Origin of the sequence: Nocardioides sp. NPDC000445 (assembly GCF_040300245.1) — a bacterium.
GTDB lineage: Bacteria > Actinomycetota > Actinomycetes > Propionibacteriales > Nocardioidaceae > Nocardioides.
Genome location: NZ_JBEPDH010000014.1, coordinates 156,775 through 170,158, shown reverse-complemented (window position 1 = coordinate 170,158; position 13,384 = coordinate 156,775). Strand labels below are relative to the sequence as shown.

The window sequence follows — 13,384 nt, the reverse complement described above, 5'->3', positions numbered from 1 at the left end:
GTCTATTTCCAGTGCGCCGGGCGGGCGAGGCCGTCCGGCAGGCGCGTGCTCGCGTCGCCACGTAGGGCGTTGACCTGCGACTGGCCGAGGAAGAGGGCTTGGGAGAGGTCCGCACCCGCGGCAGCCGCGTCCCGGAGATCGGCACCGAGCAGGTCGGCGTCGGCCAGGTCCACGCCGCGGAGGTCCGCGGCCACCAGGAGCGCACCCCGCAGGTCGGCACGTCGCAGGTCCCGCCGCCGCAGGTCGCGGCCGACGAGGTCGGCACCGCTGAGTGCAGCGCCCGCGGGGCGGCGTACCTCCGCGCTCACCTGCCGAAGCGCATCCCCGACGACCGCACGGAGCGCGGGGACGTCGGTGGCGAGGACCTGCTCGGCGGCGCCACCCGCCGCCGCGGACACCAGCTCGGTCGCATCGGAGAAGTCGGTCGCGGTGCCGCGCCATGCCGCCTCCTCGAGCAGGGCCAGCATCTCGTGGAGCTGCCGCATCACGTCGAAGACGTCGAACATGCTCTGCCGCAGGTCTGGCTCCGTACGCCAGTCCGCGCCGCCGAAGGTCACCTGGGTGACCTGCTGACCGGCGCCGAAGCACTCGAAGACCGTGCATCCGTTGTAGCCGCGGTCGCGCAGCCGGTCGTGGATCCCGCACCCGAAGTCGGGACCGAGGTGACGACACGGATCGCCGGCCGCCTTGTCCTCCGGGAAGTCGGCCGAGCGTGCGAAGGGCAGCGCCGCGCAGCACAGGCCCGCACAGCGGGAGCAGTCCGACCGATAGGTGCTCATCGGAGGCAGGTTACGCCCCAGGTTCCGACAGCCTCAGCAGCCGGCGTCGTCGAGCGCCTTCGCCGTCAGCTGCCGGCCGAGCTCGATCATCTCGGTGGCGCGATGGAAGTCGAGCGTGCGGGCGGCATCGACCGGGACGGTGACCAGGACGTCGGGCGGCAGCCCTGCCAGCCGGTAGCGCGCGATCATCTCCTGCATGGCATCCCACGACAGCGTCATGACGTCGGCGATGCGCAGGTCGGGCTGAACGCGGTTCGACTCCGCCCTCGGGGCAGTGGTCATCTCGCCGCCGATGCCCAGCTTGTCGCGGAGCCTCCGGAAGATCGTCGTGCCGTCCTCGTCAGCGGTGACGCCGGCGGAGTTCTCGACCACCGGCGATTGCGTCCCGCGCTGGGTGCGCGGGCCCTGCAGCGAGACCGCGATGGTCAGGTCGGCCGGCGTGGCGGCGGTCGGGCCCATCGGCAGCGGGTTGAGCAGGCCGCCGTCGACGAGCACCCGGCCGTTCCACATCACCGGCAGAAAGACGCCGGGGATGCCGATCGAGGCCCGGATCGCCTTGACCAGCGGGCCGCGCTGGAACCACACCTCACGGTGCGACTCCAGGTCGGTCGCGACTGCGGTGAAGGGGATCGGCAGATCCTCGATGAGCTGCTCGCCGAGCAGGTTCTCCAGCTCCGCGACGACGCCGTCGGCGTTGAACGCACCGCCCGCCCGCCACTTCGGGTCGAGCAGCCGCAGCACGTCGATCTGACGCAGCGCCGTCGCCCAGCCGGCGAAATCCTCGTCCTTGCCGGCCGCGACCAGACCGCCCACCAGTGCCCCCATCGAGGTGCCCGCGACCGCCACGATCTCGTGCCCCCGCGCCCGCAGCTCCTGCACGACGCCCAGGTGGGCGTAGCCGCGTGCACCGCCCGCCCCCAGAGCGAGCGCGACCCGCTTGCCAACCATCGCCATGCCTGCATCATCCCCGATACCCCGCGGGAGCTCCTCCACATCGGACTAGGGTGCCGGATATGAGCATCCCGGTCGCACTGTCCGATCTCGCCGCCACGCTCGAGCGCTTCGGCAGCGGATTCCTGCTGACCACCGCGGGCGAGCGGATCAAGGTCGTGGTCGTGGACCCGGTCGTCGAAGGCTCGTCGCTGCGGATCTCCGACCCCGGCGGCGGCACGCGGGCGAACCTCGCCACCAACCCGGTCCTCACCCTGACGTACGCCCCGCTGACGCCGCGGGAGCACGCGCTGATCATCGACGGGACCGGGCGTGTCGAAGGATCCGACATCGTCGTCACACCGACCGGCGCCGTGCTGCACCGGCCGGCGTCGCACGCGTCCGGACCGGTCCCGGAGGACGGCTGCGGACAGGACTGCCGCCCGGTCACCTGACGCCGAAAGCGTGACCGCGCCCGTAGGCTCGACCCATGGAGTCCACGACCAGCGTGCTCGTCACCGGTGCGACCGGGTTCATCGGTCGGCGCCTGGTCACCGAGCTCACCGACGGTGGCACCGCGGTCCGGGCGATGACGCGGCACCCGGAGCGTTATGGCGGCGCCGGTGAACCGGTCGGAGCCGACGTCAACGCCCCGGACACCCTCCCCGCCGCGCTCGAGGGTGTCGACGTCGCGGTCTATCTGGTGCACTCGCTCGACCACGACGACTTCGAGGCGCGCGACGCAGAGGCGGCGCGCTCGTTCGGTGCCGCCGCGGCCCGTGCCGGAGTGCGCCAGATCGTCTATCTGGGAGGGCTCGGCGACGAGGACGAGGACCTCTCCCCCCACCTGCGCTCCCGACGCGAGGTCGAGTCGCTGCTCGGCGAGGCCGGCGTCCCGGTCACGGTCCTGCGTGCCGCGATCGTCGTCGGCCACGGCGGGGTCTCCTGGGAGCTGACCCGGCAGCTGGTCAAGAAGCTCCCCGCGATGGTCGTGCCGAGGTGGACGGCCACCCGCACCCAGCCCATCGCCGTCGACGACGTGATCCGCTACCTGGCCGGCGTCATCGACAACCCGGACGCGATCGGCGAGGTCTTCGAGATCGGCGGCCCTGAGGCGATGACGTATCTCGACATGCTGACCGTCGCCTCCGAGATGGCCAACGGCCGATCGATCCCGGTGGTGCCAGTGCCGGTGCTGACCCCCCGGCTCTCCTCCTACTGGCTGGCCCTGGTGACCGACATCGACGTGACCACCGGTCGTAACCTGATCGACTCGATGGCCACCGAGGTCGTCGTCCACGACCGCCGCATCCTCGACGTCGTCCCCGGTGATCCGCTGCCGTACCGCGAGGCGGTGCGACGGGCGCTGGCCGAGCGGCTGGCGGAGGGGAAAGCGGTCTGAGCCGCACTCAGCCGAAGAGCAGCGGCAGCGCCAGCAGCATCGACAGCGACCACGCACAGTGGGTGAGGATCGGCGCGAGTACGCCGCCGGAGGCACGTCGTTCGAGCCCGACCACGACCCCGAGCAGGATCGCGGCGAAGGCCAGCATCACGTTGCCCGTCGCGAGCGTCGCGATCACGTAGGCCACCGACGTCCAGGCGACCGGGTGGCGAGGTAGGGCGGCGTAGACCGCGCCGCGGAAGAACAGCTCCTCGGCCACCCCGTTGACGGCCGTCACCACGACCAGGATCGGGAGCGAGCCCTGGTCGGCGAAGTCGAGCACCGAGCGCACCTGCCGGTCCAGCCACGGGATCTCGCGCACGACCAGACCGCCGATCACGAAGACCCCGGCCAGACCGAGGCCGAGCAGGATCGGCGGCAGCACGGGGCGTACGAACCGGCGCTCGCCCTGCCCCCGCCGGCGCCAGGCGTCGATCCTGCCGAGATGGAGCGGCCCCGACGCGAAGGCACCGACGGCCCACACCCCGGCGAGAGCGAAGGTCGCCGGGTAGAACCAGACGCTGCCCGGCTCGATCCGCAGCGAGACCCCGAGCACGATCGCGCCGAGCAGGACGAAGCCGACCGTGACCAGCTGGCGGCGACGTAGCGCGGCGTCACCCTGCCGGTGATCGCGCGGGACGACGTCCCACAAGGACCTGCGCACCCAGCGGCGCACGGCACTCCCCTCGCTCCGGTGACGGCTGCGTTCACCGTCCAACCTAGCGGGCGATCGAAGCACCGATCAGATGATCGCGACGGCGTTCGCCGGTGAACCGGTGGCGCCGGTGACGTTGAGCGGCTTGACGCTGAGAAAGGCCTCCCACCGCTGCAGAGCGTCCATGCGGCGCGCCAACGGTCCGAGCCGCCACAGCTCCCCGAGCGGCATGCCGAGCTTGGCCAGGAACTCCTGGTGCATCATGCCGCGGTCGTTCGGCGCCGACTGGACGAAGGGCGAACCCGGCACGGGCGGCAGGCACTCGACCGCGAAGGTGTCCGCCGCGAGCAGGGCGAGACCGGAGTCCCAGGCCCAGTCGAGCACCTCCTCGCTCTGCTCGATGCCCGTGGCGCGGCCGAGGGCCTGCTGAGCCAGCTTCTGCTCGGCGGTGAGCTCGAGGAACCACTCGCACCACCCGGTGTGGAGCATGACGATGTCACCGGCACGCAGCTCGATCGCCTGCGCGGTGAGGGCCTGGTCGATGTAGTCGTACGGGATCGGCTGGCCGGCCTCGTGATCGAGCGTCTCCTCGCGCCGGGCGAGGAGGCCGGCGATGTCCACCAGGACTCCCCGGCCGACGATGGGGCGGTCGGCCCAGACCTGGATGCCGATCTCCTCGGTCCCCGGGATAACCAGCTCGTCGGCGGTGCCGGCGTAGAACCCGACGTCGTCGGCCCGCCGGTGACGCAGCCCGTCGACCTGGGTCGAGGACTGGAGGTAGTAACGGTCGAGGTAGTCGGCTCGGTGAGCCGGGTCGTTGCCGTAGATGACGTGCTCGGCCGGCTTCTCGGTCCTCGACATGCCGGGCATGAAGGCGTCGATCGGGTAGTCCAGCCCGTAGGCCTCGCCCAGCTGGACGAGACCGGCCGCGGCCACCACGGCCTCCTCGTCCGCGAAGGACGGCGTGCCGCGCGACGGGTCGTCGAAGAGCTCCCAGGAGGTGCCCCGCAGCGATCCGGGCCGGTCGTGGAGCTCGGCCCTGCTCGGGCGGTCGTGCGTGGTCATGGTGGTGTCCGTTCATCTCTCAGACCGGCTGGATGCCGTGCCCCCACGCGGCTCGGCTCAGTATCTCGCGCTTCGCCCTGCCCTAGGGTCATTTCTGTGCCCGACAACTGGCTGAACGAGACCCGCGAGTCCTACGACACCGATGCCGCCGGCTATGCCGAGAAGGTACGCGGCCTGCTGGACGATCGTCCGTACCTCCGCGCCGGCCTGGCGGTGTTCGCCGAGGCTGTGCGCGAGGGCGGGCCGGTGGCCGATGTCGGCTGCGGCCCGGGGTACGTCACCCGGCATCTGCGCGACCTCGGCGTCGACGCGTTCGGGATCGACCTCTCCCCCGAGATGATCGCCATCGCCCGGCAGGACCATCCCGACCTCGGGTTCGAGGTCGGGTCGATGACCGATCTGCCACTGGCGGACGGATCTCTCGGCGGCGTACTCGCCTTCTGGTCGGTCATCCACATCCCCGACGCGGCGGTGCCCGGAGTGTTCGGGGAGTTCCGGCGGGTGCTGCGGCCCGGCGGCTCGGTGCTGGTCGGGTTCCATGTCGGCGACGAGACTCGGCGTTCGACCACCGGCTACACCGGGCGCGCGATCAACGTCGACACCCATCGCCGTACGCCCGAGCAGATCTCGCAGTGGCTGCGCGAGGCCGGGTTCAGCATCGAGGCGGAGCTCCTCATGCGGCCCGATGACGATGTCCCGGGCGCGATCGTCTTCGCCCAGAAGCCTCTCTCCGACTGATCAGGAACGAAGAAGCGTACGGAGCCTCTGCCTCCTTAGGCTCGTCTCAACGGACCCGACAGGAAGGAAAGACCGATGGCGAAGAGCACCACGTTCACCGAGGAAGAGAAGGCGGCCATGAAGGAGGCCGCGGCCGAGCGCCGTACGGCCGCCAAGCGTGGCACCGGCAGCAAGAAGGCCGAGGCCGATCTCGCCGACTGCCTCGAGAAGATCGAGGCAATGGACGACAACGACCGCGCGATCGGCGAGACGCTCCACCGGATCGTCACCACGCACGCGCCCGACCTCGCCCCGAAGACCTGGTACGGCATGCCCGCCTACGCCAACTCCGACGGCAAGGTCGTGGCGTTCTACAAGTCCGCCGGGAAGTTCAAGATGCGCTACGCCGAGGTCGGCTTCCAGGAGTGGGCGAACCTCGACGACGGCGACATCTGGCCGACCGTCTTCGCCGTCACGTCGATGACCCCGGCCGTCGAGGAGAAGCTCACCGAGCTGGTGAAGCGAGCGGTCCGCTAGCCGGCGTGGTGCTCGCGGTAGCGCTGGTAGAGCCGCTCCAGGAACCCATCGAGCTCGGCGGCCATCTCCTCGTCCAACGTGGGGAAGGAGAAGGTCGCCTTGCCCGTACGCCGCTTGCGGAACGCCTCCGACGAGCCCTCGAGCGCCTCCGGCCAGGTGTCGACGGTGATCACGTAGAGACTCACCTTCTGCGCGCTCCGCTTGACCGCCGCGAAGTAGTCATGGGCGCCCGAGCCCGGCCAGCGCAACGACGGCATCCCGTAGATCGTCGCGTCCTCGAGCTCGTCGCGGTAGCGGGCGAGGAGCGCCCAGATCCGGTCTTCGACGGCATCGAGGTCGGCCATTGAGCGAGCGTACCTAACGCGTGGCGCTCGCCGAGGCGCTCAGCGGCGACGGAAGAGCCGGAACCGACGGCTTCGCCGATCATCCGTGCGTGCCGGTTCGCGAGGTCTCCTCTCTCGCGCCGCGCGGCGGGCAGCCCATTCGGCCACCGTGGTGTCGGGGTCACGTGGCATCGTGATCAGCGGCGGGCCCGCCGGGGGTTCATAGCGGGCGCGGATCACCTGCGCGTTGAAGTCGTCGATCTCGCGGCGTACGGCCTTCTCGTCTGCCAGCTCATCCAGGCGCGCGTCCAGCGCGGCATCGTCCTTGCGGAGCTGGATCGACGGTGGCAGCAGCACAACGTGCTCACGCTCGATGAGGCTCCTGATCCACCACTCCGGATCGTGCTGGTCCGGTAGGTCGATCGGCTCACCGCTGCCGGGCAGGTCGTCGAAGTCGCCGCGTGCGATCGCCTTCCGGACCTGGAAGTCGGCGAGGAGGGCGACGGCGACCGCGTCGTCGATCGCGAAGGCGTACGGGTCGTGGGGCATCACCGTCGGTCACCTCCCTCTGCGGATATAAGTCACGTGTATTATGTCACGCGTATTGAAACGAGAAGGGACCGAGGGATGCCGAAGCAGGTCGACCACCGCGAGCGACGAGAGGCGATCGCGCACGCGCTGTGGCGGGTGGTCGAGCAACAGGGCTGGCCCCGAGCGACCATGCGCGAGGTCGCCCGCGAAGCGGATGTCTCCCTCGGCCAGCTTCAGCACTACTTCTCGTCCCGGGCCGCGATGCTGACCTTCGCGATGGAGTTCGCCGCCGAACAGACCTCGGACCGGGTCGCGCGCGCCCTGACCGGGGTCGCGCAGCCTCCACACCCCCGGGACGTACTCCGGGTGGTGCTCACCGAGATGCTCCCGCTGCATCCCGATGCGCGCGCCACCAGCCGGATGAACGCGGCGTACGTCCTCGAGGCGCTGCACGACCCCGAGCTGCGCGAGGTGGCCGGCGTCGGCCTGCGCGAGGGTCGCGACCTGGTCGAGCGTCTCATCCGGGAGGCGATGGCCGACGGGCACATCTCCGCCGACCGCGACCTTGCGATCGAGACGGACCTCGTCCTCTCGCTGACCGGATTCACGCCGCTGCTGGAGCTCGGCGTGATCGAACCCCAGGCCGCGCTCGCGGCCATCGACCAGCACCTGGACCGGCTCTTCTCGCCCGCATCATGACGCCCGACCAGGGATCCGCCCATGCTGTCGTCAGCGCGAGCGGATCGTCGAATTTCGGTGCCTCCGGCTGGGTTGGTCTCACTAGGGTGGCCCCCATGCTGATAGGCCGGGACGAGGAGAAGCAGCAGGTCGAACGGCTTCTGGCGGAGGCCTGCAAGGAGCGCGGTGGTGCCCTCGTGGTGCGCGGCGAGCCGGGCATCGGCAAGTCGGTCCTGCTCGACCACGCGGTCTCGGTCGCGAAGCAGCAGGGGATGGCAGTGGTTCGGAGCACGGGGGTCGAGTCCGATGCCACGCTCGTCTACGGCGGCCTGCACCAGCTGCTCTACCCGCACCTCGACCGCGTGCAGACGCTGCCGGCACCGCAGGCCGCGGCGTTGCGGGTCGCTCTCGGCCTGGCTGAGGGGGACGAGGCGAACCACTTCCTGGTCTCGGCCGGGACGCTTGGCCTGCTCGCCGACCTCGCGGAAGAGGCGCCGCTGCTCTGCGTCGTCGACGACCTCCAGTGGATCGACCAGGAGTCGGTGGCGGCCCTTCTCTTCGCGGCCCGTCGACTGAGCGCTGATCGCATCGCCATGCTGTTCGCCGTGCGCGAGGCCTCCTTGCCGTTCGAGACCCCGAGCATCGATGTGTTGCATCTCCAGCGGCTGACCTCCGACGATGCGGGCCGGCTGCTCGACGCTCGTGCGCCGAGGCTGGCCGATCCGCTGCGAGCCCGGGTGATCGAGGAGTCCCACGGCAACCCGCTGGCGATCCTCGAGCTCAGCTCGGCCCACGACGACGTCCTCGATCACGCGGAGGCGGCCGGACGTGTCGGCGCACTGCCGGTGGCGCACCGAGTCCAGGACGTCTTCCGCAGGCAGATCGCGGCGCTGCCCGTGGACACCCGTCGCGCCCTTCTGGTGGTAGCCGCGGACGCGGGGGCACCACTGACGACGATGCTGCGCGTCGTCGAGGACCTGGGCGGCGCGGCGGCCGATCTGGAGCCCGCCGAGCGCGCCGCCCTGATCCAGATCGGGACCACGGTGACCTTCCAGCACCCGTTGGTGCGCGCAGCCGCCTACCAGGGCGAGCCGTTGCACCGCCGGATCGAGGTGCATCACGCGTACGCCGCGGTCCTCTCGGCCGCTACCGACGCGGACCGTCGCGTCTGGCACCTGTCCGCGGCCACGACCGCTCCGGACGAAGCGGTCGCCGCCGAGCTCGAGGCCGCGGCCGAGCGGTCACAGCGACGTGGCGCGGCGATGGCGGTCTCGGCGGCCTTCGAGCGAGCCGGGCGACTCAGCGTCGACCAGCAGTCGATGGGGCGACGAATTGCGGGAGCCGCGCAGGCCGCCTTCGACGCCGGCAAACCCGATCGGGCCTCCCGGCTGGCCGCCGAGGCCCTGGCGTTGGCGACAGACCCGGGTGTGCGGGCCGAGGCCATCTATGTCAGAGGCGCCGTGGCGTACGAGCGAGCGTCGCCGCGGACCGATGCGGAGCTGACCATCGAAGCGGCCACGTTGGTCCGCGAGACCGATCCCGAGCGCGCCGCACTCAACCTGTACGAGGCGGTCCACGCCGCTCGCCACGGCGCCGCCCACGATCTCTTGGATCAGGCCGCCGATCTGATGCGTGACCTGACCCCGCCACCGCACTGGGCCCCGGTGGTCGATGCTCTTGTCGGCTGGGCGGAGCTGTTCGCCGGCCGCCCGGACCTGGCCATCGGACCGATGCGGGCCCTCCAAGCGGCCGGTGGCGGCGAGGACGCGAGCCTGATGCGCCGGATGACCGCCGGCATCGGCGGACTGCTGATCGGCGACGAGGACGACGTCGTCGCCGAGATGGACGAGCTGCTGGCGCAGGTCCGCACGTCGGGTGCTCTGGCGTGGGTCCCGTACGCACTCAACTCGCTCGCGCTGGCCCGGCTGCAGCGCGGGGAGTTCGCCGATGCGCACGCGTGCGTCGCCGAGGGTGCGGAGATCGCGGACGAGCTCGGCAACACGACCGAAGGTCTTGCGAACCGGTCGATCGAGGTCTGGCTGCACGCGGTGCGGGGTGAGGAGGACCGCTGCCGCGACCTCGCCGCGCGGGTGCTACCCGAGGCGCGGACCCGTCACCGGGTCAACGCTGAGCTGGCAGGCTGGGGCGTGGCCATGCTCGACCTCTCGGCGCGCCGGTTCGGCGCCGCTCTCGATGGTCTCGACGAGGTCTGCCGTGGACCCGCCCACCGAGATGTGGTCAGGCGCGCCGTACCCGACCTCGTGGAGGCGGCCGCCCGTAGCGACGCACCGGACCGGTGCCGGGAAGCGCTGACGGAGTTCGCGCGCTGGGCCGAGCACGTGGACCGTCCGGTCACCACCGGTCTCCTCCTGCGGTCGCGCGCACTCCTGGCCGAGGACGCCGAAGCCGACGGGCTGTACGCCGAGGCGCTCCGACTCCACGAGGGGCACGCAGGGCCGTACGATCTCGCCCGCACTCGCCTGGTCTACGGCGAGTGGCTGCGCCGGCGCAGGCGCCGTACCGAGGCGCGAGCCCGGCTCGTGGCGGCGATCTCTGACTTCGAGCGTCTGGGTTCTCGGCTGTGGGCCGAGCGCGCCCGTGGCGAGCTGAACGCGCTGGGGGGAGCTCGGGAGGAGCAGCACGTCGACGGTCCGCTCACCCTGCTCACCCCGCAGGAGTGGCAGATCGTCCAGCTGGCCGCGGCGGGGCACACCAACAAGGAGATCGCCGCCAAGCTCTACCTCAGCCCCCGCACGGTCGGCCACCACCTCTACAAGGCCTATCCGAAGCTGGGGGTCACCGCGCGCAGCGAGCTGGCCAAGCTCACCGGTCATCGGGTCTCAGAGACCAGTCATCGTGACTGATGCGCCACCGTGCGCGTCCTCCTTAACGTCTTCTCCAGGGCTTCGACCCGCGAAGATCCGCACCACACAAGGAGAGTCACCATGACGCAGTACTTCCTCAGCCTCCCCCACGACTCCAGCGAGGAGCCGACCATGGAGAACATCGACCCCGCCGAACTGGAGAAGCTCATCGCGGAGGTCGACGCCTTCAACACCGCGCTGCAGGACACCGGAGCCTTCCTCTTCGCCGGCGGCCTCCAGCCGCCCTCGAGCGCGACCACCGTCGACGCCACCTCCGACAACCCCACGTTCACCCCCGGCCCGTTCGTCAAGGCCGACGAGTACCTCGGTGGCTTCTGGATCATCGAGGCCGACAACGACGACGACGCGATCGAGTGGACGAAGCGGGCGTCGAAGGCGCTGGGCAGCCGCGTCGAGGTCCGTGCGCTTCAGGAGGAGCCGGCGAGCTGAACTGACCGGGCCCGCACGGCACACGCCGTACGGGCCCGGTCAGCTGCGATGCCAGTCGCCCAGCTTGGCCGGGTTGAGCACGATCCACAGCGTCGCGATCTCGTAGCCGGCCGTCTCCGCGCCGATGACCGCGACAGCGCGCGAGCCGTGTCGCAGGACCAGCCCGGCGCGGCCGTTGACGGACTCGACGGCCAGGTCGACACCGGTCTGCCCGCACAGCGTCTTGACCAGGCGGGCGACCTCTGCCTGACCGTGCAGAGGCTCGTCAGGAGCGGGTACGAGTCCGCCGGCGTCGCAGGTGCCGACGACCTCGACGCCCAGGACGGTGGTGAGCGCGGTGACGTCTCCCCTGCCACAGGCTTCGGCGAACCTGCGGACGACCAGGTCGTGTCGATCGAGCGGACCCCAGGATGTACGCACATCGTGCCCCGTTCTTTCGCGGTCGCCTGGTGTGTCCTCGGCGACTCAGCCTGCGGCGGACACGCCCTTGTTCTTCTCGGGGTTGACCAGCCAGAGCACCTGATCGATGCCGTCGGCGGTGGCGTCGATGGTGACCAGGCCGTACGCGGAGCCGTCGCGGACGAGCACGGCGGACGCCTGTCCGTTCGTGGTCGTCCAGCGCACCTCGACGCCTTCCCAGAACCAGGTGGAGATCGCCTTGAGGAACTTCGCGACCCGCTCGGCGCCGACGAGCGGCGTACGGGCGACACCCGTCCGGCCGTTGCCGTCGGACAGGCTGGTCACATCTGGTGCGAAGAGCCGCTCCAACGCGGCCAGATCGCCGGCGCGGGCAGCGGTGAGGAACGTGGTCAGCAGCTCCCGCTGCTCTTCCGGGGCCACCGGCGCCCGCCGCTCGCCGGCGATGTGCTTGCGTGCCCGGCTGACCAGCTGACGTACGGCTGGTTCGGTCGAGGACAGGATGTCCGCGATCTGCGCGTAGGAGTACTCGAAGGCTTCTCTCAGGACGTAGGCGGCGCGTTCGTTCGGGGTGAGCCTCTCCATCAGCAGCAGAGACGCGAACTGCAGAGCCTCGGCCCGCTCGGCACCCAGGTACGGGTCCGCCCCGGTGTCAACCGGTTCGGGCAGCCACGGCCCGATGTAGGTCTCCCGCCGTTTCCGCGCCGACTGCAGGACATTGATGGCCAGCCGGGTGGTGGTGGTCGCCAAGAACGCCTCCGGGTTGGCCACCGTGGATCGGTCGTACGCCTGCCAGCGCAGCCACACGTCCTGCACCAGGTCCTCGGCCTCGGTGACGCTGCTGAGCATGCGATACGCAATCCCGAACAGGCGCGGTCGCACCTGGGTGAAGACAGCGGTCGCCGCCTCGAGATCCTCAGCGTCACCGAGATCACGCACCTCGGAATCCTTCATCCCCCGCCCCCACCGTCGCGTCTCGGTCGCCGTCCGGCACCAGCCAAACTCTAGAGGCTCTCAGAGGGCCGGCGCGCGACGATCGTGATCGGTCGTGGTCACTTCGCCGGCGGCGGGTTCAGCGGCAGCCAGTCGGCGAACCGGGTGGCCGCCAGCTGCGCGTCGGGGCCCGGCAGGAGCATGTCCTTGTCCAGCAGGGCACCGAAGTAGCGCGCCTCCGGGTCGGTGACGACCTCGCGAGCGTCGCCGCGGTAGCTCAGCCCGGTGCGGATCAGCTCGTCGAGACCGAACTGCTCGGGCCCGGCCACCTCGAGCGTGCCGTTCAGCGGCGTACCCACGGAGACTCGGCCAACCGCGGCGGCGACATCCTCGCCCGCGATGGGCTGGATCCGCGCGTCGGACAGACGGACCGTGTTTCCCTCGGTGGCCGCCTGGGCGATGCTGCCCACGAACTCGAAGAACTGCGTGGCGTGCACGATCGAGTACGGCCGTCCGGACTCCTTGATCAGCCTCTCCTGCTCGATCTTCGCGCGGAAGTATCCGCTCTCGGCGAGACTCTCGGTGCCGACCACCGACAAGGCCACGTGGTGTCCGACCCCAGCCTTCTCCTCGGCGGCGAGGAGGTTCCCGGTGGACGTACGGAAGAAGTCCAGCACGGCATCGTCGGCGAACGAGGGCGAGTTCGAGACGTCCACCAGGACGTCAGCGCCCTCCAGCACCTCGGCCACGCCTTCGCCGGTCAGGGTGTTCACGCCCGAGTTGGGTGACGCGGGCACCGCCTCGTGGCCGTGCTCGGCCAGCTTCCGGACGAGCTTCGAGCCGATCAGGCCAGTTCCGCCGATCACGACGATCTTCATGGTGTTCCTTCCATCTCGCGTTCCAGCCGATCCGGAACGTCGCTCATCAGTGAGGACCGGACAGGCCTGCGGTTTGTGACAGGAGGTTCGACGGCGGATGCGATCGGCCGTCCGCTTCCGGTCGTCGTCACAAACCGAGGTCCGATCCGGTCCTGAATGGAGACACCGACCTGACGAACCGAGGTA

16 protein-coding genes are annotated in these 13,384 nt (G+C 70.5%); 7 read left to right on the top strand and 9 right to left on the bottom strand.

Going from position 1 to position 13,384, the window contains the following annotated elements; translation table 11 throughout:
• Nucleotides 1-2 precede the first annotated feature (2 nt).
• A complete protein-coding gene (locus tag ABT304_RS19540; protein ID WP_350717649.1) occupies nucleotides 3-779 on the bottom strand; it encodes a pentapeptide repeat-containing protein in 777 nt (258 codons plus the stop codon).
• 33 nt (nucleotides 780-812) lie between these two features.
• On the bottom strand, nucleotides 813-1,733 hold the full coding sequence (locus tag ABT304_RS19535; RefSeq protein WP_350717647.1) for a patatin-like phospholipase family protein: 921 nt from the start codon (nucleotides 1,731-1,733) through the stop codon (nucleotides 813-815).
• 59 nt (nucleotides 1,734-1,792) lie between these two features.
• On the opposite strand from ABT304_RS19535, the gene ABT304_RS19530 reads away from it, so the two are divergent.
• Nucleotides 1,793-2,164: a pyridoxamine 5'-phosphate oxidase gene (locus ABT304_RS19530; RefSeq protein WP_350717645.1), complete on the top strand. Its 372-nt coding sequence runs from the start codon at nucleotides 1,793-1,795 to the stop codon at nucleotides 2,162-2,164.
• Between the two features lie 35 nt (nucleotides 2,165-2,199).
• The gene (locus ABT304_RS19525; protein WP_350717643.1) at nucleotides 2,200-3,111 is read left to right on the top strand and encodes an NAD(P)H-binding protein; all 912 of its coding nucleotides are present in this window, start codon (nucleotides 2,200-2,202) and stop codon (nucleotides 3,109-3,111) included.
• Nucleotides 3,112-3,118: 7 nt separating this feature from the next.
• On the opposite strand, the gene ABT304_RS19520 is transcribed toward ABT304_RS19525, so the two are convergent.
• Nucleotides 3,119-3,826, bottom strand: a complete 708-nt coding sequence (locus ABT304_RS19520; RefSeq protein ID WP_350717641.1) for a CPBP family intramembrane glutamic endopeptidase — start codon at nucleotides 3,824-3,826, stop codon at nucleotides 3,119-3,121.
• A 66-nt stretch (nucleotides 3,827-3,892) separates the two neighbouring features.
• The gene (locus tag ABT304_RS19515) at nucleotides 3,893-4,870 is read right to left on the bottom strand and encodes a cyclase family protein (protein ID WP_350717639.1); all 978 of its coding nucleotides are present in this window, start codon (nucleotides 4,868-4,870) and stop codon (nucleotides 3,893-3,895) included.
• Nucleotides 4,871-4,966: 96 nt separating this feature from the next.
• Between ABT304_RS19515 and ABT304_RS19510 the strand changes: the two genes are divergently transcribed.
• Entirely contained in the window at nucleotides 4,967-5,608 is a 642-nt protein-coding gene (locus ABT304_RS19510) for a class I SAM-dependent methyltransferase (protein WP_350717637.1), read from the top strand.
• A 75-nt stretch (nucleotides 5,609-5,683) separates the two neighbouring features.
• Complete coding sequence (locus ABT304_RS19505; protein WP_350717635.1) at nucleotides 5,684-6,124, top strand: iron chaperone; 441 nt, start codon at nucleotides 5,684-5,686, stop codon at nucleotides 6,122-6,124.
• Here the strand turns inward: ABT304_RS19505 and ABT304_RS19500 are convergent.
• Nucleotides 6,121-6,468 (bottom strand): hypothetical protein, encoded by a 348-nt coding sequence (locus ABT304_RS19500; RefSeq protein WP_350717633.1) that lies wholly within the window; start codon nucleotides 6,466-6,468, stop codon nucleotides 6,121-6,123. The genes ABT304_RS19505 and ABT304_RS19500 overlap by 4 nt on opposite strands.
• A 39-nt stretch (nucleotides 6,469-6,507) precedes the next feature.
• Nucleotides 6,508-6,996 carry a DnaJ family domain-containing protein gene (locus ABT304_RS19495; protein ID WP_350717631.1) on the bottom strand — a complete coding sequence of 163 codons (489 nt, stop codon included), beginning with the start codon at nucleotides 6,994-6,996 and terminating at the stop codon, nucleotides 6,508-6,510.
• A gap of 78 nt (nucleotides 6,997-7,074) precedes the next feature.
• On the opposite strand from ABT304_RS19495, the gene ABT304_RS19490 reads away from it, so the two are divergent.
• The 3 genes from ABT304_RS19490 to ABT304_RS19480 all read left to right on the top strand — a co-directional run bounded on the left by ABT304_RS19490 (nucleotide 7,075) and on the right by ABT304_RS19480 (nucleotide 10,970).
• A complete protein-coding gene (locus ABT304_RS19490; protein WP_350717629.1) occupies nucleotides 7,075-7,677 on the top strand; it encodes a TetR/AcrR family transcriptional regulator in 603 nt (200 codons plus the stop codon).
• Between the two features lie 95 nt (nucleotides 7,678-7,772).
• Entirely contained in the window at nucleotides 7,773-10,520 is a 2,748-nt protein-coding gene (locus ABT304_RS19485; RefSeq protein WP_350717628.1) for a helix-turn-helix transcriptional regulator, read from the top strand.
• Nucleotides 10,521-10,601: 81 nt separating this feature from the next.
• The gene (locus ABT304_RS19480) at nucleotides 10,602-10,970 is read left to right on the top strand and encodes a YciI family protein (protein ID WP_350717626.1); all 369 of its coding nucleotides are present in this window, start codon (nucleotides 10,602-10,604) and stop codon (nucleotides 10,968-10,970) included.
• 39 nt (nucleotides 10,971-11,009) lie between these two features.
• Here ABT304_RS19480 and ABT304_RS19475 read toward each other — a convergent pair whose 3' ends face one another.
• From ABT304_RS19475 to ABT304_RS19465, 3 genes are all read right to left on the bottom strand, one after another.
• On the bottom strand, nucleotides 11,010-11,390 hold the full coding sequence (locus ABT304_RS19475) for a sigma-70 family RNA polymerase sigma factor family protein (RefSeq protein ID WP_350717624.1): 381 nt from the start codon (nucleotides 11,388-11,390) through the stop codon (nucleotides 11,010-11,012).
• 45 nt (nucleotides 11,391-11,435) lie between these two features.
• On the bottom strand, nucleotides 11,436-12,326 hold the full coding sequence (locus ABT304_RS19470) for an RNA polymerase sigma-70 factor (RefSeq protein ID WP_350717622.1): 891 nt from the start codon (nucleotides 12,324-12,326) through the stop codon (nucleotides 11,436-11,438).
• A 113-nt stretch (nucleotides 12,327-12,439) separates the two neighbouring features.
• Entirely contained in the window at nucleotides 12,440-13,198 is a 759-nt protein-coding gene (locus tag ABT304_RS19465) for an SDR family oxidoreductase (RefSeq protein WP_350717620.1), read from the bottom strand.
• Between the last annotated feature and the right edge of the window lie 186 nt (nucleotides 13,199-13,384).

Bases quoted from the DNA above. Each gene is read 5' to 3' on its own strand.
- ABT304_RS19540 (WP_350717649.1), bottom strand. From the start codon at position 779: ATGAGCACCTATCGGTCGGACTGCTCCCGCTGTGCGGGCCTGTGCTGC.
- ABT304_RS19535 (WP_350717647.1), bottom strand. From the start codon at position 1,733: ATGGCGATGGTTGGCAAGCGGGTCGCGCTCGCTCTGGGGGCGGGCGGT.
- ABT304_RS19530 (WP_350717645.1), top strand. From the start codon at position 1,793: ATGAGCATCCCGGTCGCACTGTCCGATCTCGCCGCCACGCTCGAGCGC.
- ABT304_RS19525 (WP_350717643.1), top strand. From the start codon at position 2,200: ATGGAGTCCACGACCAGCGTGCTCGTCACCGGTGCGACCGGGTTCATC.
- ABT304_RS19515 (WP_350717639.1), bottom strand. From the start codon at position 4,870: ATGACCACGCACGACCGCCCGAGCAGGGCCGAGCTCCACGACCGGCCC.
- ABT304_RS19505 (WP_350717635.1), top strand. From the start codon at position 5,684: ATGGCGAAGAGCACCACGTTCACCGAGGAAGAGAAGGCGGCCATGAAG.
- ABT304_RS19500 (WP_350717633.1), bottom strand. From the start codon at position 6,468: ATGGCCGACCTCGATGCCGTCGAAGACCGGATCTGGGCGCTCCTCGCC.
- ABT304_RS19495 (WP_350717631.1), bottom strand. From the start codon at position 6,996: ATGCCCCACGACCCGTACGCCTTCGCGATCGACGACGCGGTCGCCGTC.
- ABT304_RS19490 (WP_350717629.1), top strand. From the start codon at position 7,075: ATGCCGAAGCAGGTCGACCACCGCGAGCGACGAGAGGCGATCGCGCAC.
- ABT304_RS19485 (WP_350717628.1), top strand. From the start codon at position 7,773: ATGCTGATAGGCCGGGACGAGGAGAAGCAGCAGGTCGAACGGCTTCTG.
- ABT304_RS19480 (WP_350717626.1), top strand. From the start codon at position 10,602: ATGACGCAGTACTTCCTCAGCCTCCCCCACGACTCCAGCGAGGAGCCG.
- ABT304_RS19465 (WP_350717620.1), bottom strand. From the start codon at position 13,198: ATGAAGATCGTCGTGATCGGCGGAACTGGCCTGATCGGCTCGAAGCTC.